Origin of the sequence: Geodermatophilus sp. Leaf369 (assembly GCF_001424455.1) — a bacterium.
GTDB lineage: Bacteria > Actinomycetota > Actinomycetes > Mycobacteriales > Geodermatophilaceae > Klenkia.
This window is the reverse complement of sequence record NZ_LMQA01000005.1, coordinates 279,854-285,853: the sequence shown is the minus strand read 5'-3', so window position 1 is coordinate 285,853 and position 6,000 is coordinate 279,854. Positions and strand designations below refer to the sequence as shown.

The 6,000-nt window shown below is 76.5% G+C and carries 5 protein-coding genes and 1 rRNA gene; 4 read left to right on the top strand and 2 right to left on the bottom strand.

Annotated elements, in window-relative coordinates:
* The 3 genes from rrf to ASG36_RS20470 form a co-directional block, all read left to right on the top strand.
* Positions 1-110, top strand: a 5S ribosomal RNA gene (gene rrf, locus ASG36_RS20485); the annotation flags it as partial.
* Positions 111-1,533: 1,423 nt separating this feature from the next.
* A complete protein-coding gene (locus ASG36_RS20475; protein ID WP_055768618.1) occupies positions 1,534-2,586 on the top strand; it encodes a hypothetical protein in 1,053 nt (350 codons plus the stop codon).
* Positions 2,587-2,670: 84 nt separating this feature from the next.
* Positions 2,671-3,030: a single-stranded DNA-binding protein gene (locus ASG36_RS20470; protein WP_055768615.1), complete on the top strand. Its 360-nt coding sequence runs from the start codon at positions 2,671-2,673 to the stop codon at positions 3,028-3,030.
* A gap of 16 nt (positions 3,031-3,046) precedes the next feature.
* On the opposite strand, the gene ASG36_RS20465 is transcribed toward ASG36_RS20470, so the two are convergent.
* Positions 3,047-4,360, bottom strand: a complete 1,314-nt coding sequence (locus ASG36_RS20465; RefSeq protein WP_055768612.1) for a DUF1015 family protein — start codon at positions 4,358-4,360, stop codon at positions 3,047-3,049.
* Between the two features lie 57 nt (positions 4,361-4,417).
* On the opposite strand from ASG36_RS20465, the gene ASG36_RS20460 reads away from it, so the two are divergent.
* Positions 4,418-5,497 (top strand): HAD-IIA family hydrolase, encoded by a 1,080-nt coding sequence (locus ASG36_RS20460; RefSeq protein ID WP_200944600.1) that lies wholly within the window; start codon positions 4,418-4,420, stop codon positions 5,495-5,497.
* Positions 5,498-5,510: 13 nt separating this feature from the next.
* Here ASG36_RS20460 and ASG36_RS20455 read toward each other — a convergent pair whose 3' ends face one another.
* Positions 5,511-5,849 (bottom strand): alkyl sulfatase C-terminal domain-containing protein, encoded by a 339-nt coding sequence (locus ASG36_RS20455; protein ID WP_055768609.1) that lies wholly within the window; start codon positions 5,847-5,849, stop codon positions 5,511-5,513.
* Between the last annotated feature and the right edge of the window lie 151 nt (positions 5,850-6,000).

Here is a 6,000-nt window from a genome sequence, read left to right as displayed (position 1 = left end):
GTCATGGCGAGAGGGAAACGCCCGGTCTCATTCCGAACCCGGAAGCTAAGCCTCTCAGCGCCGATGGTACTGCCCGGGGGACTGGGTGGGAGAGTAGGACGCCGCCGGACATCATTCCGAGAAGGGGGTCAGAGCACAGCTCTGGCCCCCTTCTCGCTTTTGTGTTTTCAGCAGGTCCCGAGCACTGAACCAGTGGCACACGCCCTGGTGCACCGATGAGCGATGAGGTATCGACACACCATGACTTCCCCCCGACGCGGCAACAGCGGATCCGATCGCGGCGGTGCCCCCCGCGGGGGTGCCGGCGGTGGACGCGGCAACGCAGGTCGGCCCACCGGTGGGGGAGCCGGCCGCCCGGGTCGCCCCGCGGGTCACCGAGGACAGTCCGGCGGCCAGGGCCGATCGACCGGCGGCGGGTCGTCACGTGACGATCGTGGCGGCCAGGGCGGGCGTCCCTCCGGCGACCGCCCGCAGTACCAGGACCGTCGTCCCTCCGGAGGCGACGATCGTCCCCGGGGTGACTGGCAGGACCGTCGTCCCTCCTCCGGTGGTCGTCCCTCCGGCGGCGGACGTCCGCAGTCCGGCGGTGGCCGGCCGTCCGGTGGTGGTCGCCCCGGTGGGGACCGCCCGCAGTGGCAGGACCGCCGTCCGGCCGGACCGCGCGACGCTCGCGGCGGTACGGACCGGCCGGCCTACGACCGCCCCGACCGGGTCCGCCGTCCCGAGGGCGACCGACCGCAGGGCCAGGACCGCCGTCCCGGTGGCGGGCGGCCCTCCGGCGACCGTCCGCAGTGGCAGGACCGCCGTCCGGCCGAGCCCCGGTCCGAGCAGCGTCCCCCGGGCGCCCGTGAGCGGGAGCGCCTCCAGGGCGGGTGGCAGCCCCGGTACGCCGGTGGCTCGGCTCGGCCGCGCGTGGGGGACGACCAGGACCGACGTCCCTCCGGTGACCGTCCCGATCGCGGTGGTCGCCCCTCCGGTGACCGTCCGGCGTGGCAGGACCGTCGCCCGTCCGGTGACCGCCCCCAGGGTGGTGGCCGGCCCTCCGGTGATCGTCCGGCGTGGCAGGACCGTCGCCCGTCCGGCGACCGCCCGCAGGGTGGCCGGCCTTCCGGTGACCGGCCGGCGTGGCAGGACCGTCGTCCCTCCGGTGACCGCCCTCAGGGCGGTGGCCGCCCCTCGGGTGACCGGCCGCAGGGTGGCGGTCGCCCTTCCGGTGATCGTCCGGCGTGGCAGGACCGTCGTCCGTCCGGGGATCGCCCCCAGGGTGGTGGCCGCCCTTCCGGTGACCGTCCGGCGTGGCAGGACCGTCGGCCCTCCGGGGATCGCCCCCAGGGTGGCGGCCGTCCCTCCGGTGACCGGCCGCAGGGCGGTGGCCGCCCGGATCGTGGGGGGCGGCCCTCGGATGACCGGCCGGCGTGGCAGGACCGTCGTCCCTCCGGTGGGGAGCGCGGCGGAGACAGTGGCTTCGCCGACCGTCGACCCGCGGGACCCCCCATCCCCGAGTGGGCCGACCCCCGCCAGCTCGACGGCAGCGTGAAGCAGGCTCTGCGCAGCCTGGACTCACGCAACGCCGATGTCGTCGGCCAGCACCTGGTGGCCGCCGGCGGTCTGCTGGACGAGGACCCCGAGACCGCCCTGGCGCACGCCCGCGCAGCCCGGGACCGGGCGTCCCGCATCGCCGCGGTCCGTGAGGCCGTGGGCGTGGCCGCCTACCACGCCGGTGACTTCGGCGAGGCGGCTCGCGAGCTGCGCGCGTACCGGCGGATGAGCGGGGACGAGTCCTACCGGGCGGTCCTCGCCGACTGCGAGCGCGCCCTCGGCCGACCCGAGATCGCGCTGCGGATCGTCTCCGACGCCCTCGCCGCCGGCGTCGACGCCGAGGAGACGGTCGAGCTGCAGCTGGTCGAGGCCGGTGCCCGGCAGGACCTCGACGAGCTCCCTGCCGCTGCTCTCGTGCTCGAAGGCGCCCTGGGCGGGCGGCCGACCCCCGAGCAGCTGTCCCGGGGCGACCTGGGCCAGCTCCGGCTGGCCACCGCCTACGCCGACCTGCTGGTTGCCCGCGGTGACGCGGAGCTGGCCGACCAGTGGTTCGCCGCGATCATCGCCGCCGACCCCGACGACGAGACCGGCGTGGCCGAGCGCTTCGACGGCATCGAGTTCGACGAGGACGACGACGAGGACGACGAGGACGTCGACGCTGCCGACGACGTCGAGGACGAGACCGACGGCGATGAGGACGACGACCTCCAGGACACCGAGGTGGCCGAGTCGGTCGACGAGGCACCCACGTCCGAGGCGACTCCCGACGCCGACGCCGACGCCGACGCCGAGGAGGACGAGGCCGCGGACGACCTCGGCGAGCTGGCCGGCGACGGCATGGCCGAGGACCCCGACGTGGGCCCCGGTTACGACCCCGACGAGGACGACATCGAGGCCGAGGTCGCCGAGCTGCTGGGCGAGATCCCGGCGCCCGGGTTCTCCGACGAGCAGACCGCCGCGCCCGTCGTCCCCCCGGTGACCCGGCCGGCCGCCGGCACCACGGGGCTGTTCTCCGCCGCCGACGAGCAGGACCGTCCGACAGACTGACCGCCGCTGTCCACAACCACCAGGCCCGTCCACAGATCGTGGGCGGGCCTGGTGCGTGGGGGACCCGGTGGACAGGCTCCTGTCATGAGCCTGTCCCTGATCGACCGCAACGACGTCGTCCTGCGTGGGCGGCTCGCCGCCCCGGTCGAGCTGCGTGAGCTGCCCAGCGGCGACACGCTGCTCTCCTTCACACTGACCGTCCGTCGACCCGCACCCCGCCCGCGCGCTCCCCGGGCCGACACGATCACCTGCATCAGCTTCACGACGTCGCTGGTGGCCCGGGCCCCGGGGTGGAAGGTCGACGACGTGATCGAGGTGGAGGGTGCTCTGCAGCGCCGGTTCTGGCGCGGCGACTCCGGTGTCCGCGTGGCCCACGAGGTCGAGTGCCGCAAGGCCCGGAAGGTCCGGACCCCGGCCCGGCCGGCCGAGGCGGAGACGGCCTGACCCGGTGGCGGCCTGCTCAGTCGGGGGCGCCCCGGTGCGGTCGGAACACCAGCCCGGTGCGGGGCTTGGGCACGAAGAGCGTGCTCTTGCGCGGCATCCGGGCGCCGGCCCTGGCCACGGCGGCGACGTCGCCGGGCGAGGGCGAACGGAGCAGCACGGCCACCCCGCTGGTGTCCCGGGCGCGGGTCAGCGCCTCGTCGACGTCGTGCGCGATGAGCACCGACCGGGGGTCAGCCGGGTCGCGCCCCCACGCGCCGCGCACCAGCCCGTGGTGGGCCAGCACCACGTCCAGCGACCGCCACGCCGCAGGGGCCTCCCCGGGCACCCGGGCGCGCACCTCGGCGGAGGGGTCGCCCACCTGCAGCAGCCGGGTGCCGTCGGTCAGCAGGAAGCACCCGCACTCGGGACGGTCGACCCACGCGCGGGCGGTGGCCTCCGGGGTGGACGTCGACACGGGGGTGACCGTGAAGCCGGAGCGGGCGAGCTCGGCGGCGGTGTCCAGGTCCAGGTCGGGCACCACGCGGTGGATGGCACGCACGCGCAGGCCGCCCCAGCCGGTCGGGGTCAGCAGGGCCAGGACGGCGCCGGACCCCGCTGCGCCGGTCGCGGCGTGCGCCCGGGCGGCGGCGAACCGGTGGTGCCCGTCGGCGATGTAGGCACCAGTCCGGGCGAACCCGGCCGACAGGCGGTCCAGGGCGGCAGGGTCGGTGACCCGCCACAGCTCGTGGGTCACGCCGTCGACGTCGGCGACCGTGGCGTCCGCCGTCCCGCGGCCGAGCTGCTCGGTCACCGCGGCGACGTCGGCGTCCCGGTCGTGGGAGAGCACGATCGGCTCGAGGTCGGTCCGGGTGGCGTCCAGCAGCAGGCGGCGGCCCTCCACGGCCGGCGGCCAGACGTCCTCGTGCGGCAGCACGGCGGCCGACCCCGGCGGGGGCAGGGTCACCGCTCCCAGCCAGCCGGTGGTGACCTCGTCGCCCGGGCCGCTCATCCGGTACAGCCAGAAGGCGGGCGCGGCCTCGTCGACCAGCACCCCCTCCTCGCGCCACCGCGTCCAGGTGAGCGCTGCCTGCGTGGCCGAGAGCTGGTCCCGGGCCGCCCGGGAGGCGGGGGGTGGACCATCGAGCTCCGGGAGGATCAGCCGGACGACGTTGTGCGGGTCGGCCGCGGCGAGTCGGGCGCGGCCCTCGGCGCTGACCAGGTCGTAGGCAGGGGAGCTGACCCGGGCGAGGTGGTCGGGGTCGTGCACCGCGTAGGTCGTGGCCCGGAACGGCCGCACCTCGAGGGTGTCCGTCGCGGCGGGCGGTTTGTCGTCCGCGGGGGAGGGGGCCACCGGTCGATCGTAGGAGCCGGGCGGCGGGCCGCCCCGGGCCTGTGGTCACATCAGCGCGTGACCGTCGACCACCCCGAGGTGCCGCTGCTCGCCCGCGGCGCCGAGCAGCCCCCCACCCAGACCCACGACGTCGCGTTGCTCGACCTGGACGGCGTCGTCTACGTCGGTCCTGACGCCGTGCCCGGGGTGCCCGCGGCGCTGCAGTCGGCCCGGGACGCCGGCATGCAGCTGGGCTTCGTCACCAACAACGCCGCCCGCACCCCGGCCGAGGTGGCCACCCACCTCACCGAGCTCGGGGTGCCCGCCGAGCCGACCGACGTCATCACCAGCTCACAGGCCGCCGCCACCGTGGTGGCCGAGCGCTTCGGTGCGGGCGCGAGCGTCCTCCCGGTCGGCGGGCCCGGCGTCGCGGCCGCGCTCCGGGAGGCCGGTCTCGAGGTCGTGGACGCAGCCGAGGAGTCGCCGGTCGCGGTGGTGCAGGGTTACGGCCGGGACGTCGGCTGGGTCCAGCTGTCCGAGGCCGTGGTCGCGGTCCGCGGTGGGGCCACCCACGTCGCCACCAACACCGACGCCACCATCCCCTCGCCCCGCGGCGTGCTGCCGGGCAACGGCGCACTCGTCGGGGTGGTCAGCGCGGTGACCGGGCAGCAGCCGCTGGTCACCGGGAAGCCCGACCCGGCCATGCACGCCGAGTGCGTCCGGCGGACCGGGGCGCGCAGCCCGCTGGTGGTCGGCGACCGGCTGGACACCGACATCGAGGGTGGCCGTCGCGCCGGGGCGCCCAGCCTGCTCGTCTTCTCCGGGGTCACCACGCCGACCTCGCTGCTGGCCGCGGGCCCGGAGCACCGCCCCGACCTGATCGCCGACGACGTCGCCGGACTGGGGCGCGCCCACCCCTCCGTGGTGCAGGACGGCGACGGCTGGCGCTGCGGTGCCTGGACGGCCACGGCGGGTGCCGAGGAGTCCCTGGCCCTCACCGTCACGGGGGACACCGCCGACGACGACGGGCTCGACGGGCTGCGCGCGCTGTGCGTGGCGCACTGGGCCCGGCACCGGCACGACGGCGCGGCTCCGGCCGTGCAGCCGGGGCAGGGCGCGGTGACCGAGGCGCTGACCCGCTGGGGGCTGGCGGGGTGAGCCGCCGCGCGGGTCAGAGCAGGGAGCGCAGCCGGAGCATGTCGCGGAGCCCCGCCTCGAGCTTGACCCGCCCGGTCGCCCACGCCGAGGCGAAGGTCAGGTCGCCGTCGGTGAGCTCCAGCAGGTCGTCGGACGTCATGGTCAGCCGGATGTCGGCCTTGGGCAGGTCCGGGGCGTCCGGCACGGCCTCCATGTCGTGCGCGTGCCCGTTGGCCAACCGACCCCGGACGACCTGCTCCAGGTCGGTCAACCGGCAGGAGACGGTCCGGTCCAGGCCCTGGGCGGCCGGCTTGGCGGCCAGCGTGGACACGAAGCCCTCCAGGGCGGTCATGCACTGCTCGAGCGTGGCCACGGGCGGGGTCTCCTCAGCGGGTCGACGAGGTGTCGCGGTGCACCGGGGCGGGGGCGCCCCGGGCTGCGGGGACGCTACCGCGAGCCCCTCCGGCACCCGGGGGCCCGCGGTCACGGCCGGTAACCTGCAGGGGTCGGCACCCGCTCCGGCA

What these genes read in the sequence shown, in the direction of transcription:
- ASG36_RS20470 (WP_055768615.1), top strand. Translation starts at nt 2,671, where the DNA reads ATGAGCCTGTCCCTGATCGACCGCAACGACGTCGTCCTGCGTGGGCGG.